Here is a 14293-nt window from a genome sequence, read left to right on the forward strand (position 1 = left end):
CCCTTGTTTGAAGACGCACCACGACCGTGACGACCGAAAGCATCGATTCCGCCCCGACCGTTCCGCCCCAGCCGCCGCTGCCGCCCGGACCGCCGCCCGGACCGCCGCCCGGTTCGCCGCCTGACGACGGTCCGTCCAGCCCGTGGGGCATTCACGATTTCCGCCTGCTGTGGCTGGGGCGGATGGTGGCGGTCCTGGGCATCCAGATCCAGTCCTCGGCCCTGCTGTGGCAGGTCTATGAGATCGCCCGGCGCGATCATCCGATCGAGCAGGCCAGCCTCTATCTGGGCCTGGTCGGGCTGTGCCAGTTCCTGCCGCTGCTGGCCTTCACCCTGCCCGCCGGGGCCATGGCCGACCGACGTGACCGCAAGCACACCGTCACCCTGTCGATCATCGTCGAGGGGATGTGCGCAGGCGCTTTTCTGCTGATGGCGCTGCACGGCTCGCCGCCGTTGTGGGGCCTGCTGGCGGTGGCCGCCGTCTTCGGCGCGGCGCGCGCCTTCCTGGCCCCGGCCAGCCAGGCCTTCCTGCCGATGGTGGTGGGGCGCAAGGCCCTGCCGCCCGCCATCGCCGCCCAGTCCATCGCCTTCCAGACCGGGGCCATCGCCGGTCCGGCCCTGGGCGGGGTCATCGTCGGCTTCAACGTGCCGTTGGCCTACGCATCGGCCGTGGCGCTGTTCCTGGTGGCGATCGCCTGCTTCGTGCTGATCCGCACCAAGGGCAAGCCGCAGGTCGACCCGTCCAAGCTGGGCCCGGTGCAGCAGGTCAAGGAAGGCCTGGCCTATGTGTGGAAGACCAAGATCGTCCTGGGCGCCATCTCGCTGGATCTGGTCGTGGTGTTGCTGGCCGGGGTGGCCCTGCTGACGCCGATCTTCGCGCGCGACATCCTGCATGTGGGAGCGATCGGCTTCGGCCTGCTGCGGGCCTCGTTTGGGGTGGGGGCGCTGATCATGGCCCTGTATCTCAGCCGTTTTCCCATCGTGCGCCACGGCGGGCGCTGGATGTTCGGCGCGGTGGCGGTGTTCGGCGTCTGCACCCTGATCTTCGGCCTGTCCAAGAGCGTCTGGCTGTCGGGCGCGGTGCTGTTCCTGGGCGGAGCGGCGGACATGATCAGCGTCAACATCCGCCAGACCCTGATCCAACTGGCCACGCCCGATCACATGCGCGGGCGGGTGTCGTCGGTGTCCATGCTGTTCATCGGCGCCTCGAACGAGCTGGGCGAGGCCTATTCCGGCGTCATGGTGCGCCTTCTGGGGCCGATCGGCGCGGCGGTGTTTGGCGGCTTCGGCGCCCTGGCCGCGACGGGCGTCTGGGCCAAGACCTTCCCCAGCCTGAGGAAGGCGAACAGGCTGACCTGATGCGCTCAAGCCGCCGCAGGCGTTAGCGCACGACCCTGATGAAAGAAAAGCGCCGCGATCGGCTGACTGCGGCGCTCACACCCCTCATCCGAGCGCCTTCGGCGCCCACCTTCTCCCTCAAGGGGAGAAGGAAAACCTAGCCCCAGGGGCGGAAGTGTTTCGACAGCTTGAGCCCCTGGCTCTGGTAGTGGCTGCCGCCCTCGCCGTAGAGACGCGACGGGCGTTCCGTCAGCGGCTCATAGACCAGTCGGGCGACGATCTGGCCGTGCTCCAGCAGGAAGGGAGTGTCGTGGGTGCGGACCTCCAACACGCCCTTGGAGCCCGCGCCGTGCGCCTCGTCCGTGCCGAAGCCGGGGTCGAAGAAGCCGGCGTAGTGGACGCGGAACTCGCCGACCGAGGGGTCGATCGGAGTCATCTCGGCGGCCTGATCGACCGGAATCTCCACATCGTCCGACGAGGCCAGGATGTAGAACTCGCCCGGATCCAGCAGCAGTTCGCCCCGACGCAGGGTCAGCGGCTCCCAGAAGTCGCGCGGGTCGTGGCCGTCGATGTGGTCCATGTTGACCACGCCCGCGTGGCGGCGGCCGCGATAGCCGACCACGCCGTTGTCGCCTGCGCGCAGATCGACGCCGACGCTGCGGGTCTCCAGCTTGGGCGGCTCGCCCGCCTTGAGGCGCAGCTGGTTCAGCCGGGTGCCCGGCTTGACCAGGATGGAGAAGGTCTGGGGCGCGATCTCGAGATAGAGGGGGCCGTCATAGCCCTCGTCCACGTCGTCGAAGCTGCCGCCCTGATCGGTCAGCAGGCGCACGAAGACGTCCACGCGGCCGGTTGAGCTCTTCGGATTGGCGCGGGCGTTCAGCCCCTTGGGCAGGTGAAGGCGCTCCTGCAGGCGGGCGATGTAGACGCAGCCCTTCTCCATGACATAGCCGCCCGACAGGTCGATGGCGTGCATGGCGACGTCGGCGATGCGCGCCTCGACCTTGCGCTGACCGGGCAGGAAGGAGGCGCGCACGCGCCAGGCCTGGTCCGATAGGCGCAGGTCCAGGCTGGCGGGTTGGACCTGATCGACGTCGAACGGGGTGTCGGAGGCGATGGCGCCGATCGCGATCAGGGTCTCAATGCCCTGGAAGGGAAGGATGCCGGAGCGGGCGGGAATCTGAAAGCTGGTCATGCCGTCCTGTTCTCACACGGATTTTCTCGTCTGTGTAGCTTGTCGGCGACGACAGACGCTTGAACCCCGCGTACGGCGGGCTGCATATAGCGCATGCACTCCGCTCCTGCCTACTCCGCCGAGACCGAAGGCGTCGTCGTTCGCGTCCGCCCCTCCTATCTGGCGGGCCAGTCGGACCCGGCCGAGGGGCGCTGGGTCTGGGCCTATCAGGTCGAGATCGTCAATCTGAGCGGCGGCCCGGTGCAACTGGTGGCCCGGCGCTGGACCATCACCGACGCCATGGGCCGGGTCGAAGAGGTGCGCGGTCCCGGCGTGGTCGGCGAACAGCCGGTGATCGAGGCGGGCGACAGCTACGCCTACGCCTCGGGCTGCCCGCTGACGACGCCGTCCGGCTCGATGGTCGGCGCCTATTTCATGCAGGACGCCGAAGGCCGCATGTTCGAAGCCGCCATCCCGGCCTTCAGCCTGGACGTGCCGGACGCCCGCCGGGTGCTGAACTAGCCGCGCGGCGCCGCCGTCAACCGCAACAGCTGGGGCGTCAGCAACAGCACCAGGATCGGCGCCGCCGCGAACAGGGAGGACAACCAGAAGGCGGCCGAGGCTGCGCCCTCTACCCCGCCGGGCGTCGCGATCCCAGCGACGTTGGCGATCATGCCTGCGCCCGCCGCGCCCATGGCGATGGCGAACAGCTGGACCGTGGTCATGGCGCCGCTGGTCAGGTCGCGCTCGTCATCAGGGGCGTTCTGGAACACGCGGGTCACCAGCGCAGGCCAGACCAGGCCGATGCCGAAACCGACCAGAAACAGGCCCAGACACACGCCCGCCAGCACGCCTGCGCCTCCAGCCGTTTCAATCGGCAGGAAGACCGACATCAGGATCAGCCCGCCCAGCATCAACAGAGGACCGGCGAACAGCAGGCGCGTGCCCGATCCGCCCTGCCAACGACTGCTGACCAGGGTGGCGAAGGTCCAGCCGAAGGCCATCAGGGCGGCCAGATACCCCGCCCACAGCGGAGACTGGGCGTGCAGGGTCTGAAGCAGATAGGGCACGAAGATCTCGGCCTGCATTCCCGCCATCAACAGGGCGATGGTCAGATAGAGCGCGCCCAGCGGCGTCTTCAGGCTGAACGAGCGGCGCGGCAGAAGGCGCGCCTGCGAACGTCCGTCGGCGACGGCGATCAGGACGACCAGGGCGACCGCCGCGCCCAATCCGGCCAGATTCCACGCCAGCAGCGGCGACAGGCTTCCAGCCGAGACACTGAGGACGGCGCCGGACAGCAGGACCAACTGGAGCAGGGGCAGGCGGCCGCCGCTGTCTCGCGCTCCATCGCGGCCCGGAAGGGTGGTCAGGGCCAGCAGGATGAAAAGCGCCGCCACCGGGACCAGCGAGCCGAAGGCCAGCCGCCAGGCGCCCATCTCGGCGAACAGACCGCCGACCGCCGGGCCGATCAGGGTGGCGACGCCGAACATGGCCGAAATGACGCCGATGACCCGGCCCCACAGAGCATCGGGGAAGACGATGCGGGTCACGGCATAGGCCAGGGCGTACAGCAGGCCGCCGCCGAACCCCTGAATGAAGCGGCCGCCCAGCATCACGGGCATGGAGGGCGCCAGCGCGCAGATCAGCGAGCCGCTCGCGAAGATCAGAGCCGCCGCCGCATAAGCCGCGCGGGGGCCTGTCGCGCGTAGAAAGGGGGCGGTCAGGGCGGCCGCCAGAATGGAGGCCAGGACGAACAGGGTCGTGGTCCAGGCGTAGAAGTCCAGCCCGCCGATATCCTGCACCGCCGAGGGCATGACGGTGGTGGCGATGTAGATGTTGACGGAATGCAGGACGACGCCGCCCGCGAGGACCAGAGCGTAGGCGCCGTTGCGCCCGCTCAGAAGCGTACTCCAGCCCGGCGGGGCGTCGTTGGGTATGTCGGTCATTTCGGCTCTCAAGGAGGCGGCGGGGCTGCCGCAAGCCGATGAGCTTCTAGAACCTCAAGTAGACTTGAGGTCAAGCGCGCTTCGGTCAGACCGGCGGGATCAGATGTCGCGGCCCCGGCCCCTCCAGACTCAGCACGTCGTCGGGGTTGCGAAGCGGGCATTCGTCCAGCGACAGGCAGCCGCAGCCGATGCAGCTGGTGATCTGATCCCTCAGCTGGGTCAGGGCGGTGATCCGCTCCTGCAGCATGGCGCGCCAGGCCTCGGAGAAGCGGCGCCAGTCGGCGGCGTTGGGGGTGTGGTCGTGCGGCAGGTCGGTCAGGGCCTCGCGCACCGTCGCCAGAGGGATGCCCGCGCGCTGGGCGATGCGGATGATGGCGATGCGGCGCAGGACGGCGCGCGGATAGCGACGCTGGTTGCCCTCGGTGCGCCAGCCTTCGATCAAGCCCTCGGCGTCATAAAAATGGATAGTGGAGACGGCTACGCCGCTGCGCCGCGCCACTTCACCGACCGACAGAGCCGACTTCAGCGCGGACATGAGCAAACCTCGAGCATGGCTGAGGTATGGTGAAGCTGACGGCGTGATGCAAGCTGTCGGCTGTGCGGCCTACTCCGCCCTCAAGCAGCGCGAAGCGCGGTAGGGCCAAACAAAAAAACCCTCGCCAAAGGCGAGGGGATGGGACTGCGTCAACCCGGATGAACCGCAGTCCCGCCCCCGAGTCCGCCGGCAAGCGGCGGGACGGACGGCGGCCCCTGTAAGAGGCGTTCGTGTCGGCGGTGAGGCCGAAAGCCGACGACGCGGCGGCTGTCCTGCTCAAGCAGAGAGCGACCGCGTCGCGAGCGATAGCGGACTTAAATATACCGGCGCAGGCTGCGGGCCAGGTCGGACGAGGCGTCCTTGCCGGCGCTCTTGCGGACCTGGGGCTGGTAGGCGACGCGGGCGTGTTCAACGCAATAGACGCCTTCCGAGGCGCGGCGGCCGCAGAAGCTGAACTCGCTGGTCGAAGGGTCGCCGATCGGCCATTTGCACATGTGCGCGCCCAGCGTCAGCACCGTGGCGGTGCCGGCCAGTTCCGGCGCGGGCGTCGGAGCCTGGGACGCGGCGGCGATGGCGACCGGGCGCGGGGCCGCGGCCTCGATGCGGCGCGGGGCCGACGGGGCCTGCACCGGCGCAGCCGGGGCGGCGGCGCGCGGACGGGCCGGGCGGAAGGTGGTGCGCGCGGGTTGCGACGGAGCAGCCCGGCCTGACAGGCCCAGGCGGTGCACCTTGCCGATCACGGCGTTGCGGGTCACGCCGCCGCCAAGGGCCTTGGCGATCTGGCTCGCTGACTGGCCTTCCAGCCACAGCTTCTTGAGCGCGCCGACGCGGTCTTCGGTCCAGCCTGGGTTCATGTCGCCCTCCTGCGGAGAAGTCGGATTCAATATCTTGTGCCGGAGTCCGAATTTCGGCCCCTCATCACGCCTCTAATCGTAAATCACCCCTTAAAACACGCAATATGTGGGAATTCACCTGTCCACAGAAACTACATCTAGTATGGTTAATGTCCCGATTTGACTCAACTTCCTGGGTGTCATCCACAGGGGCTGCGCCTTGCGAAACCGGCCTGGCTGTCGCATCTGAGGCGGCATGACGCACCTGACCGCCGGTTCCGACGCCTCTTCCGCCACGCCTCACGGCCTCCCGCAACCCCGTCGCTATGACGGGATCAACTGGGTGGGGCTGCGCACCCTCTACTTGAAGGAGGTCCGCCGCTTCTGGAAGGTGGGCGCTCAGACGGTGGCGGCGCCGGTGGTGACGACCCTGCTCTACATGATGGTCTTCGTGGTAGCGCTGAAGGGGGCGCGGCCGCCGCTGCACGGCACGCCTTTCGCCGAGTTCGTCGCGCCGGGCCTGATCATGATGGCCATCCTGCAGAACGCCTTCGCCAACGCCTCGTCCAGCCTGATCCAGGCCAAGATCATGGGCACGGCCACCGACTTCCTGACGCCGCCGCTCAGCCCGCTGGAGCTGACGGTCGGCTTCACCCTGGGCGCGGCGACGCGCGGGGTGGCGGTGGGTCTGGTGACGGCGATCTGCGTCATGCCCTTCGCGAGGCTGGGCCTGGCCAACATCGCCCTGATCGTATGGTTCGGCCTGATCGCCTCCTTGCTGATGGGCATGGTCGGGGTGCTGGCCGGGCTGTGGTCTGAGAAGTTCGACCATCTGTCGGCGGTGCAGAACTTCGTGGTCATGCCGATGACCTTCCTGTCGGGCACCTTCTACCTGATCGACAGCCTGCCTGAGCCCTTCGCCGGCATCAGCAGGTTCAATCCCTTCTTCTATCTGATCGACGGCTTCCGGGCGGGCTTCATCGGTCATGCCGAGGGCAGCCTGATGGTCGGGGTGGTCATGAGCGCCGTCTTGACCGTGGTCATGGGCGCGGCCTGCTGGCTGGTATTCCGTTCGGGCTGGCGGCTGAAGAGCTGACGGCTTTGATCGTGAGCGAAGATCTGAGTTCAGATGCGGTCGCATCTGAACCGGTTTCGCTTTAAGCAAGACGTCGAGCGCGAGGCGAGGGGCCTCGCGAAAGGGGCCTCGCCATGTCGTTTCATCTTCGCCTGAAAGCCGCTGTCAGCGGCGCCTGCCTGGTCGCCGCCTGCCTGACGGCCGCACCGTCTTTCGCCCAGGATCGCGCCGCCGATCTGCGTGAACAGGTCGGCGCCTACGCCAAGCCGTCCAACGCCGAGCGCCTGGAGGTGCTGCTGGGCCAGTTGCGGGCCGAGGGCTTCGCGCCGACGGTCGAGACCTTCGAAGGCGGCGGCCGCGCCGGTCCGATGCAGGGCTCAAACGTCGTCGTCGTCATCGGCGAGGGCGAGAAGGAGATCCTGCTGACCGCCCACTATGACGCGGTGAAGCTGCGCGACGGAACGATGGCCGACGGCCTGGTCGACAACGCCGGTTCGGTGGTCGCCCTGATCGAGGCGGCCAAGATCCTGCGCGAAGCGTCGCTGTCGCACCGTATCCGCATCATCTTCTTCGACCAGGAGGAGCTGGGCCTGATCGGCGCCAGGAAGTGGATCGAGGCGCATGGGATCGCCAATGTCGCGGCCGTGGTGAACTCGGACGTCGCCGCCTATGGCGACACCATGATGTACGGCCAGAACAACGGGGCGCAGTCGGCCTTCGTCACCCGCGCGGTGCAGGAGCTGTGCGCCGAGCGCGCCCAGCAGTGCGTCGGCTTCCCCGAATATCCGCCGTCCGACGACCGGGCCTTTTCGGCGGCGGGCGCGCCGGTGGTCTCTCTCGGTTTTCAGGACGAGGTCGGCGCCCACCAGATGTGGCTGGCCTTCAACGGCGGCCAGACCAACGGCCTGGCCGAGGGCTTCGTCCCCCAGGTCTTCCGCGTCATTCACTCCAAGGACGACGTCATCGCGGCGGTCGAAGGCCACACCATCGATCTGGCCGGTCGGACCTATGCGGCCCTGATCCAGAAGCTGGATGCGCAACTGCGCTGAATTCGCGCCCCTCGCGGTGTTGACTAAGCCGGAATAGCGCCCGACAAGTTCGTCGCCCTTTTCCAAAGCGGTCCCGTCGCAGACGCGCCGGGACCGTCTCGCTTTATGGAGTCTGCCAAGTGTCCGGTCATCTGATGGGTGTCTACAATCGCGCGCCGCTGGAAGTGGAGCGCGGCCAGGGCGTCCGCCTCTGGTCCACTGACGGGACCGAGTATCTGGACTGCGTCTCGGGCATCTCGACCAATGCGCTGGGCCACGCCCATCCCAAGCTGGTGCAGGCGGTCAAGGATCAGGCCGAGAAGCTGTGGCACGTATCCAACATCTTCAAGATTCCGGGGCAGGACGCCCTGGCCGATTCCCTGTGCGAGAAGTCGTTCGCCGACGTCGTCTTCTTCACGAACTCGGGCACCGAGGCGATCGAGTGCGCCTTGAAGACGGCGCGTAAATTCCACGTCGCCAACGGCCAGCCTGAGCGTATCGACATCTACGGCTTCGACGGCTCGTTCCACGGCCGCACCTACGGCGCCATCAACGCCGCCGCCAACCCCAGCTACACCGAGGGCTTCGGGCCCAAGATGGAAGGCTTCCATCAGTTGAAGTGGGGCGACAAGGCCGCCCTGACCGCCGCCTTCGAGAACCCGAACACGGCCGCCATCATTCTGGAGCCGGTGCAGGGCGAGGGCGGCTGCCGCGCCACGCCGGACGCCGATCTGCGCTGGATGCGCGAGATGGCCGACAAGTACGGCGTCTTGATCATCTTCGACGAAGTCCAGTGCGGCATGGGCCGGACCGGCAAGCTGTGGGCCCACGAATGGGCCGACATGACGCCGGACATCATGGCTGTCGCCAAGGCTCTGGGCGGCGGCTTCCCCATCGGCGCCTGCCTGGCCACCGCCGAGGCGGCCAAGGGCATGACGGTCGGCGTGCACGGCTCGACCTTCGGCGGCAACCCGCTGGCCATGGCCGTCGGTCAGGCCGCCTTCGACGAAGTGTCGTCGGACGCCATTCTGGACAACGTCAATGAGGTCGCCGGCTACCTGACCCAGCAACTGCACGGCCTGGCCGAACGCTTCCCCGACGTGATCGTCGAGGTGCGCGGCAAGGGTCTGCTGCTGGGCGTCAAGCTGGTTCCGAACAACCGCGAGTTCATGGGCTGGGCCCGTGACGAGGCCAGGCTGCTGGTCGCCGGCGGCGGCGACAACCTGGTCCGCGTCCTGCCGCCGCTGAACATCACCCTCGACGAGGCCCGCGAGGCCATCGAGAAGTTCGAGAAGGCCTGCGAGTTCGCCCGCGCCAAGGTCGCGGGCTGACGCTGTTTCTCCCTCCTCTTCATGGGGAGGGGGCCGAGCCGCGAGGCGAGGCCGGGTGGGGACGCTTTCTTCTACCTCCAGACTTTCGCAGGGCCGCCCCCACCCGGTCCCTGCGGGACCACCCTCCCCATGAAGGGGAGGGAGAAGGCTTGGTCATGGTTCGTCACTTCCTCGACATCCACCGCCTGGACGCAGCTGACCTGCGCGCCATTCTGGACGACGCCCATGCCCGAAAACGCGCCCGAAAAGGCTGGCCCCAGGGCCGCGCCGACGCCGATGCGCCGGGCAAGGACCGCGTCCTGGCCATGATCTTCGAGAAGAACTCGACGCGCACCCGCTTCAGCTTCGACGCGGCCATCCGCCAGCTGGGCGGCGACTCCATCATCGCCACCGCCTCGGACATGCAGCTGGGCCGGGGCGAGCCGGTCGAGGACACGGCTCGCGTCCTGTCGCGCATGGTCGACGCCGTGATGATCCGCGCCAACGATCATGAAGACGTCGAGCGCTTCGCCCGCGTCTCGACCGTGCCGGTCGTCAACGGCCTGACCGACCGCAGCCACCCGTGCCAGATCCTGGCCGACCTGATGACGATCGAGGAGCATCGCGGCCCGATCGAGGGCAAGACGATCGCCTGGATCGGCGACGGCAACAACGTCTGCCACAGTTTCATGCACGCCGCGCCCAAGTTCGGCTTCCACCTGCACGTCGCCTGCCCGGCGGAATACCACCCCGACCTGCGCGACCTGGAGAAGGGCGGCGCTCACGTCCACCTGACCAGCGACCCGCGCGAGGCGGTCAAGGGCGCCGACGTCGTCGTCACCGACACCTGGGTGTCGATGGGCGATCAGGACTATGAGGCCCGCCTGGCGGCCTTCGAGCCCTACGGCGTCGACGAGGCCCTGATGGCCGAGGCGGCCGACGACGCCGTCTTCCTGCACTGCCTGCCCGCCCACCGCGGCGAAGAGGTGACCGACGCCGTCATCGACGGTCCGCAGTCGCTGATCTGGGACGAGGCCGAGAACCGCCTGCACGCCCAGAAGGCGGTCCTGGCCTGGTGTTTCGGAGCTTTCTAGGTCGCCCTAACGCGCTTCGCGCTGCTTGAGGGCGAATTAGGCCTAGCGCAGGTTGACGTCGACCACGTCGCCCGCGTCCGGCTCCTTGCCGGTCAGGTTGGCGCGGGCGATCTCGAAGGCGAACTTCATCAGGCCGCCGTCGCTGACCCAGACCCGGCCGTCGTCGCCGTCGAAGCGCAACAGAGTCAGGCGGGGATCGTCCTTCCCGTCCGGATACCAGGCCGACAGCACCGGGTTCCAGTAGCGTTCGATGACGGCCCGGTCGTGACCATGCACCGACAGGGCGCCGTGGATGCAGGCCCAAACCTTCTGGTCCTTGGAGCCATAGCTGAACATGGCCGTCTGTCCCGGCGTCGCCGCGTCGCGCGCCAGGTCTGTGTCGTCGCGGGTGAAGAACCAGATGGTTCCGGTCTCGGCCTCGCGAAAGGCGGTCATCGGCTGGCTGTGATAGCCGGGGCGATCCAGTCCCAGCATCCCGGTGTTGCTGGACTTCAGGCTTTTCCAGAAGGCCTCTTCGGCCTCGGCGGGCGTCAGTTGCTTGTCGGTCAAGATCGTCTCCTGTCTCGTCGTTCGGGGAGGCAGGACAACCGACCCGGCGCCGGAGCGTTCCCGCCTAGAACGGCGCCGCGGACGGCAGAGGCCGCCCGCTCAGCTCCGCCATCAGGTGGATCAGCAGGAAGAAGACCAAGGCGGCCGCCAGCAGCATGATGAAACGCCACGGCATCATGCGCGGGCCGCGCATGATGTCCGTCGGGCGCGACCCGCGCCATCCGGCGAAGACGGCGATGGCGATCGAGGCGAGCAGCAGGATCAGGGTGAGCGTGGCGTCCATGACGGCGGCAGTTGGGGCGCCCAAGGCCGCGATGCAAGCGCCGTCGGCCGCGTAATCCCCAGCGTGACCGTATTTCTTGATGCGCGGTTAATCTAAACGCGGCATTAACCATGTCGGGCGCATCAGCGGCCTGTCGGCTGCCGTCGGCGACTCGCGACGAGGCGCCACATCTAGCGGTTAACGACACGTTTACACGCTTTATCTGGAAGGATACCGTTCGCGTCATGGGTCGGGAGGCGAATCAGTGACCGCAGCGGCGCCGTGGAGCGTGAAGGGCATCGATCCCAAGGCGCGCGAGATCGCTAAGGATCTGGCGCGACGTTCGGGCATGACCCTGGGCGAGTGGCTGAACTCCATGATCATGGACGAGCCGGACGAGGACGACGGCGTCGCCACCCTGCCGCGCCGCTCGCCCATTCCTGATCCCTATGACCGCCGCAGCCGTTCGCGCCGCCTGGACGACGTCTATGGCGAGGACGCGTATCAGCAGCCGGGCATCGGTCGCATGGGCGCCTCGCTGGAAGTTATCGCCGAGCGTCTGGAGGCGGCCGAGCGTCGCTCGACCTTGGCCATTCAGGGCATCGACCAGGCGGTTGCCGGTCTGGTGCGCCGCCTCGAGAAACAGGATGAGGCTGAGACCGCCAAGGCCCGCCGCATCGATGACATCGCCGAAGAACTGCGCGAGGGCCATCGCCGCCTGCGCCGTCTGGAGCAGGACGCCGGGACCGAGGCGCGCGAAGGGCTGGATAAGCTGGACGCGGCGCTGACCGCCGTCTCCACGCGCCTTTACGACATGGACGAGCGCCAGCGCGCGGGCGTCAGCGAGCTGCGCGACCGCATCGAGGCGATCGAGAAGACGGCCGGGCCGGGCGCCGGAACCTCCCTGCTGTCGCAGGTCGGCGTGCGTCTGGACGACGCCCAGTCGCGCACCTCTGACGCGCTGAAGGGGCTGGAGCGGTCGTTCGCCGCCCTGGATCTGCGGATGCGCGACGCCGAGCGCCGCATCGAACCGGACCATGCGCGCGAAGCGTCGCGCTTCGAGAAACTGGCCGAGAGCCTGACGCGCCAGGTCGAGTCCAGCCGGACCGAGATGATCCGTCGCCTCGACGCGGCCGAGACCGAAGGCCGGGTCGACCGCATCGAGCGCGCCCTGGCCGCCATCGGCGAACAGGCGCGCGCCGCCGAGCAGCGCTCAGCCGCCGCCGTCGAGGGCATGGGGCGTGAAATCCTGCGGATCGCCCAGAACCTGAACGGTCGCGTCGAGAAGGTCGAGAAGATCGAAACGGGCGGCGCAGGCGTATCGGAGTCTGGCGTCGACGCCAAGGTCGAGGCCATGGGGCGGGCGCTGGAGCAGAAGCTGCAACGCGATATGGCGCGCCACGCCGAGGCCGTTGATCAACGCATCACTCGTTCTGACGATCAGCACGCCTTGGCGCTGGAGCGGCTGGGCGGCGAGATCACGCGTATCTCGGACCGTCTCAGCGAACGCATCGCCCAGTCCGAGCGTCGCTCGGCTCAGGCCCTTGACGACATCGGCCGCCGCTTGGCGGAAAGCTCGGACAAGCTGGACCAGCGGCATGACCGCGCCTCGGGCGATCTGGCCGAACGCATGCGGCAGAGCGAGGAGCGCACGGCTCGTCTGCTGGCTGACGCGCGCGACAGCATCGAACAACGCGCCGGCCGCGCGGAGCGTCGCGAGACGCCGCTGGAAAGTCCCGAGCCCGCGCCCTGGACCCCGGCCGAGAGCGCGAGCGGCGACTGGCGCGCAGCGGCCTTCGCCGATCCTGTAGAGCCTTGGTCGCAGGATCCTCTGGCGGGGGCGGTCGAGGCCGCGCCCTTCCCGGGCGATACGGACCGACATCCGGACGAGGGGGGCTTTGCTGACCCCTTCGAGGCTGATTTCCTGGAGCCTGGCCAGGGCGCTGCGCCGTTCGGTCGTGTTGCATCTGATGCTGTCCCGCCTGCGCCCTCAAGCAGCGCGCCCGAGGCCTTTGGCGGCGCGGACATCAGCGATATTCTGGCGGCTTTCGAGGATCAGGCCGCGGACGTTTTTGAGCGCCCTGACGCCGTCTCTGCGACGACGGACGATCGCCCGCTGACGCTGGGCGACGACGAGGACGGCTTCGCCGCCGAACTGGAATTCGTAGATCCTGCGCCGCGCGCGACGCTTGATGACGAGCGCGCCTCGACACGCAACGTTCTGGACGCGGCTCGCGCCGCCATGACGCCCGAAAGCGCTGACGACGGCGCCCGTTCGGGCTTCGGCCTGAAGAAGCGCGGCGGCAAGTCCAAGCTGCAGGAGCGCCTGGACAAGCAAGCGGGTCGTCAGGGCTCGACCGTGCGCAAGGCGCTGGGCGCTTCGGCCGTAGCAGCTCTGGTCGTCGGCGGCGGCTACGCCAGCCTGCAGGTGGCCGAGGGCGCAAGCCTGCGCTTTCCTGGCGTGACCCTGTCGGGCGTCGTGGCTGGCGAGACGGGGGCGGCCGCGGAGGCTGCTGCTCCGATTGCGGCTCTGGCCCTGGACGCGACCCCGACCGACGCCGTGCCCTCCCCCGAGGCGGCGGCGACCGAGGGTGCGGCCCTGTTCGCCCGCGCCGGCCTGATGCTGGACAACGGCGACGAAGCGGGGGTCGAGCCCCTGACCCGTGCGGCCAACCTGGGCTATGCGCCGGCGCAGTTGCGCCTGGCCATGCTGTATCAGGACGGTCAGGCGGGCCTGACCGCCGATCCGGTCGAGGCCCGCGCCTGGGCGCGTCGCGCGGCCGAGGGCGGCGAGGCCAAGGCCATGCATCATTACGCCATGCAGTTGTACGACGGCGTCGGCGGGGCCAAGAGCGGACCCGAAGCCCTGGCCTGGCTGAAGAAAGCGGCCGCCGCCGGTCGCGTCGATAGCCAGTACAACGTCGCCAAGATGCTGGAGCAGGGCGACGAGGGCGTTGCGGCCAATCGGTCCGAAGCCTTCAAATGGTACATGATCGCGGCTCGTCGCGGCGACCAGCAGGCCTTGGCCTCGGTGCAGCGCCTGACGCCCGCCCTGTCGGCTGTGGAGCGTCGCAAGGCGCGCGAGGCCGCCGACGCCTTCACCGCGCCGCCGCTGGGCTGACGTTCAGCGCAAACAGGCGCGGCGCGGGGGTG

Annotated in this window: 13 protein-coding genes; 7 read left to right on the top strand and 6 right to left on the bottom strand. The window is 68.5% G+C overall.

Annotated features, from left to right (window positions below; translation table 11 throughout):
• The first annotated feature begins 77 nt into the window (after positions 1 to 77).
• Entirely contained in the window at positions 78 to 1358 is a 1281-nt protein-coding gene (locus tag EGK63_RS05675) for an MFS transporter (RefSeq protein WP_125900481.1), read from the top strand.
• Between the two features lie 136 nt (positions 1359 to 1494).
• On the opposite strand, the gene EGK63_RS05680 is transcribed toward EGK63_RS05675, so the two are convergent.
• Positions 1495 to 2529 carry a 2'-deoxycytidine 5'-triphosphate deaminase gene (locus tag EGK63_RS05680; protein ID WP_125900340.1) on the bottom strand — a complete coding sequence of 345 codons (1035 nt, stop codon included), beginning with the start codon at positions 2527 to 2529 and terminating at the stop codon, positions 1495 to 1497.
• Positions 2530 to 2622: 93 nt separating this feature from the next.
• Between EGK63_RS05680 and apaG the strand changes: the two genes are divergently transcribed.
• Positions 2623 to 3030, top strand: a complete 408-nt coding sequence (gene apaG / locus EGK63_RS05685; RefSeq protein WP_125900341.1) for a Co2+/Mg2+ efflux protein ApaG — start codon at positions 2623 to 2625, stop codon at positions 3028 to 3030.
• On the opposite strand, the gene EGK63_RS05690 is transcribed toward apaG, so the two are convergent.
• The 3 genes from EGK63_RS05690 to EGK63_RS05700 all read right to left on the bottom strand — a co-directional run bounded on the left by EGK63_RS05690 (position 3027) and on the right by EGK63_RS05700 (position 5843).
• On the bottom strand, positions 3027 to 4454 hold the full coding sequence (locus EGK63_RS05690) for an MFS transporter (protein WP_125900342.1): 1428 nt from the start codon (positions 4452 to 4454) through the stop codon (positions 3027 to 3029). The genes apaG and EGK63_RS05690 overlap by 4 nt on opposite strands.
• 85 nt (positions 4455 to 4539) lie before the next feature.
• The gene (soxR, locus tag EGK63_RS05695) at positions 4540 to 4989 is read right to left on the bottom strand and encodes a redox-sensitive transcriptional activator SoxR (RefSeq protein ID WP_125900343.1); all 450 of its coding nucleotides are present in this window, start codon (positions 4987 to 4989) and stop codon (positions 4540 to 4542) included.
• A 314-nt stretch (positions 4990 to 5303) separates the two neighbouring features.
• Positions 5304 to 5843 carry a GcrA family cell cycle regulator gene (locus EGK63_RS05700; RefSeq protein ID WP_125900344.1) on the bottom strand — a complete coding sequence of 180 codons (540 nt, stop codon included), beginning with the start codon at positions 5841 to 5843 and terminating at the stop codon, positions 5304 to 5306.
• A 235-nt stretch (positions 5844 to 6078) separates the two neighbouring features.
• On the opposite strand from EGK63_RS05700, the gene EGK63_RS05705 reads away from it, so the two are divergent.
• The 4 genes from EGK63_RS05705 (at position 6079) to argF (ending at position 10329) form a co-directional block, all read left to right on the top strand.
• The gene (locus EGK63_RS05705) at positions 6079 to 6918 is read left to right on the top strand and encodes an ABC transporter permease (RefSeq protein WP_125900345.1); all 840 of its coding nucleotides are present in this window, start codon (positions 6079 to 6081) and stop codon (positions 6916 to 6918) included.
• 113 nt (positions 6919 to 7031) lie between these two features.
• Positions 7032 to 7946 (top strand): M20/M25/M40 family metallo-hydrolase, encoded by a 915-nt coding sequence (locus EGK63_RS05710; RefSeq protein WP_125900346.1) that lies wholly within the window; start codon positions 7032 to 7034, stop codon positions 7944 to 7946.
• A gap of 134 nt (positions 7947 to 8080) precedes the next feature.
• Complete coding sequence (locus EGK63_RS05715; RefSeq protein ID WP_125900482.1) at positions 8081 to 9256, top strand: aspartate aminotransferase family protein; 1176 nt, start codon at positions 8081 to 8083, stop codon at positions 9254 to 9256.
• Between the two features lie 155 nt (positions 9257 to 9411).
• Positions 9412 to 10329 (top strand): ornithine carbamoyltransferase, encoded by a 918-nt coding sequence (gene argF, locus EGK63_RS05720; RefSeq protein ID WP_312220195.1) that lies wholly within the window; start codon positions 9412 to 9414, stop codon positions 10327 to 10329.
• Positions 10330 to 10371: 42 nt separating this feature from the next.
• Here argF and EGK63_RS05725 read toward each other — a convergent pair whose 3' ends face one another.
• Complete coding sequence (locus EGK63_RS05725; protein WP_125900348.1) at positions 10372 to 10878, bottom strand: pyridoxamine 5'-phosphate oxidase family protein; 507 nt, start codon at positions 10876 to 10878, stop codon at positions 10372 to 10374.
• A gap of 64 nt (positions 10879 to 10942) precedes the next feature.
• Positions 10943 to 11161 (bottom strand): hypothetical protein, encoded by a 219-nt coding sequence (locus tag EGK63_RS05730; RefSeq protein ID WP_125900349.1) that lies wholly within the window; start codon positions 11159 to 11161, stop codon positions 10943 to 10945.
• 244 nt (positions 11162 to 11405) lie between these two features.
• Between EGK63_RS05730 and EGK63_RS05735 the strand changes: the two genes are divergently transcribed.
• Positions 11406 to 14261, top strand: a complete 2856-nt coding sequence (locus tag EGK63_RS05735) for a hypothetical protein (RefSeq protein ID WP_243637592.1) — start codon at positions 11406 to 11408, stop codon at positions 14259 to 14261.
• Positions 14262 to 14293 lie beyond the last annotated feature (32 nt).

This window comes from Brevundimonas sp. 357, from assembly GCF_003938605.1.
Taxonomy (GTDB): domain Bacteria; phylum Pseudomonadota; class Alphaproteobacteria; order Caulobacterales; family Caulobacteraceae; genus Brevundimonas.

Excerpts from the sequence above, each read along its gene's own strand:
- EGK63_RS05680 (WP_125900340.1), bottom strand. The coding sequence starts at position 2,529 with ATGACCAGCTTTCAGATTCCCGCCCGCTCCGGCATCCTTCCCTTCCAG.
- apaG (WP_125900341.1), top strand. The coding sequence starts at position 2,623 with ATGCACTCCGCTCCTGCCTACTCCGCCGAGACCGAAGGCGTCGTCGTT.
- EGK63_RS05690 (WP_125900342.1), bottom strand. The coding sequence starts at position 4,454 with ATGACCGACATACCCAACGACGCCCCGCCGGGCTGGAGTACGCTTCTG.
- soxR (WP_125900343.1), bottom strand. The coding sequence starts at position 4,989 with ATGTCCGCGCTGAAGTCGGCTCTGTCGGTCGGTGAAGTGGCGCGGCGC.
- EGK63_RS05700 (WP_125900344.1), bottom strand. The coding sequence starts at position 5,843 with ATGAACCCAGGCTGGACCGAAGACCGCGTCGGCGCGCTCAAGAAGCTG.
- EGK63_RS05705 (WP_125900345.1), top strand. The coding sequence starts at position 6,079 with ATGACGCACCTGACCGCCGGTTCCGACGCCTCTTCCGCCACGCCTCAC.
- EGK63_RS05710 (WP_125900346.1), top strand. The coding sequence starts at position 7,032 with ATGTCGTTTCATCTTCGCCTGAAAGCCGCTGTCAGCGGCGCCTGCCTG.
- EGK63_RS05715 (WP_125900482.1), top strand. The coding sequence starts at position 8,081 with ATGGGTGTCTACAATCGCGCGCCGCTGGAAGTGGAGCGCGGCCAGGGC.
- argF (WP_312220195.1), top strand. The coding sequence starts at position 9,412 with ATGGTTCGTCACTTCCTCGACATCCACCGCCTGGACGCAGCTGACCTG.
- EGK63_RS05730 (WP_125900349.1), bottom strand. The coding sequence starts at position 11,161 with ATGGACGCCACGCTCACCCTGATCCTGCTGCTCGCCTCGATCGCCATC.